The sequence below is a fragment of the Simplicispira psychrophila DSM 11588 genome (assembly GCF_000688255.1).
GTDB lineage: Bacteria > Pseudomonadota > Gammaproteobacteria > Burkholderiales > Burkholderiaceae_C > Simplicispira > Simplicispira psychrophila.
In genome coordinates this window covers 1-1,716 of the sequence record NZ_JHYS01000038.1, presented here as the reverse complement: position 1 = coordinate 1,716, position 1,716 = coordinate 1, and the positions used below count along the sequence as shown (strand labels likewise).

The 1,716-nt window shown below is 56.3% G+C and carries 2 protein-coding genes; one reads left to right on the top strand and one right to left on the bottom strand.

The annotated features are described in order from the left end of the window. On the bottom strand, positions 1–873 hold an 873-nt coding region (locus Q390_RS0117035; protein ID WP_027997131.1), incomplete at its 3' end, for a flagellin N-terminal helical domain-containing protein. 372 nt (positions 874–1,245) lie between these two features. On the opposite strand from Q390_RS0117035, the gene Q390_RS18925 reads away from it, so the two are divergent. Further along, positions 1,246–1,716, top strand: a 471-nt coding sequence (locus tag Q390_RS18925; protein WP_037473445.1) for a flagellin N-terminal helical domain-containing protein, incomplete at its 3' end; no start/stop codon positions are given.

The window sequence follows — 1,716 nt, the reverse complement described above, 5'->3', positions numbered from 1 at the left end:
GGCTAAACGATCTGGACCCGTACCACCGGGCACGGTAAACGACATGGTTTCCAAGGCGGTGGAGGCGTTCTCGCTCGCGATGGTCATCGAGAAAGCACCATCTACAGCAGCAGCTGCAAACGTGAGCTTGACTTCTGTGCGCGCCGTTGCAGCCACACCGGTGTTGTCCTTGATGCCATTGATAGCCGCAGCAGAAGCTTTGGCGGAAGAATCCGCTGCAATTGCAGCCGTTTTTGTACCAATAGAGCCGTTAATAGTAATGTTGGCTGAAACCACGCCATTGGTAGAAGCACCAGCAGCAGTAGCAGCTACCGTTGCTTGTGCGCCAGCGCCAGATGCGCTAGAAGCCAAATTTTGATTATTGCCATACACCGAAGTGCGCATATTGGCCGTGCTGGCCACAATGGTTTGGTTGGCATTGGCGCCGACTTGGAATTGGGCGGTGCCAAAAGTGCCATCCAGCAATTTTTTGCCATTGAATTCGGTGGTTTGCGAGATGCGATCCAGCTCGGCCACCAGTTGGCCCACTTCGTCTTGCAGGGCTTTGCGGTCGCTGGCGCTGTTGGTGGCGTTGGCCGACTGCACCGCCAATTCGCGCACGCGCTGCAAGATGTTGCCGCTCGTGCCCAAGGCGCCTTCTGTCACCTGTGCCAGCGAGATGCCATCATTGGCATTGCGCGAGGCTTGGTTGGTACCTCGGATTTGGCTGGTGAAGCGCTCAGAAATCGCCAAGCCCGCAGCGTCATCCTTGGCGCTGTTGATGCGCAGGCCCGAGGACAGGCGAGCGATGGAAGTGTTCAACGAACTCTGGCTCATCCCCAGGTTGCGTTGGGCGGTCAGCGAACTGATGTTGGTGTTGATGGTCGAGGCCATTGAGTAACTCCTGCAAGGCTTGAAGTGAAAAATTCTGCCGGTTCAGGGGGGGGCCCATCCGGCGGACTTATCGAAGTGATGGACTGGATTGTGGGCAACGGGCCGTTTGGCGTTGCCCCGATAAGAGGCTGAAAAACCGCTCAATCTGCGCGTTTATTGGGGGCGCTGCCCGCACGCAAATTTTTTTCAATCTGAGGGGCCAGAGGATTAAAGTTTCTCTGCCAAGCGTCGAAAACCTTTACAACGGGGGTAAGCTCCCCGCTGTTCAACAGAAGGCCCCTTTGGCACTGTGAACCGTATCGCTAAGCCTGATGCTTAGCGCTAGGTTGGCGGCAACGCCATACATAAGTCAGTTTTTTTTAGGAGATTGCAATGGCATCCGGCATCAATACCAACATCGCATCGCTCACCGCACAACGCAACCTGAGCGGTAGCCAGAACGCATTGAACAGTTCCATCGCCCGCCTGTCCTCGGGCTTGCGTATCAACAGCGCCAAGGATGACGCTGCGGGCTTGGCGATTTCTGAGCGTTTCACCGGCCAAATCCGTGGTTTGAACCAAGCCACGCGCAACGCTGGCGACGGCATTTCGTTGGCGCAAACGGCTGAAGGTGCACTCAAAGCGTCGGGCGATATCTTGCAGCGCGTGCGCGAATTGGCGGTGCAGTCGGCAAACTCTACCAACAGCGCTGGTGACCGCAAAGCCCTTCAGGCCGAAGTCGGGGAATTGGTAGGCGAGCTGGATCGCATTGCGCAAACCACCGAATTCAATGGCAAGAGCCTGTTGGATGGGACTTATGGTTCGCAGAAGTTCCAAGTCGGCGCCAATGCCAACCAAACCATT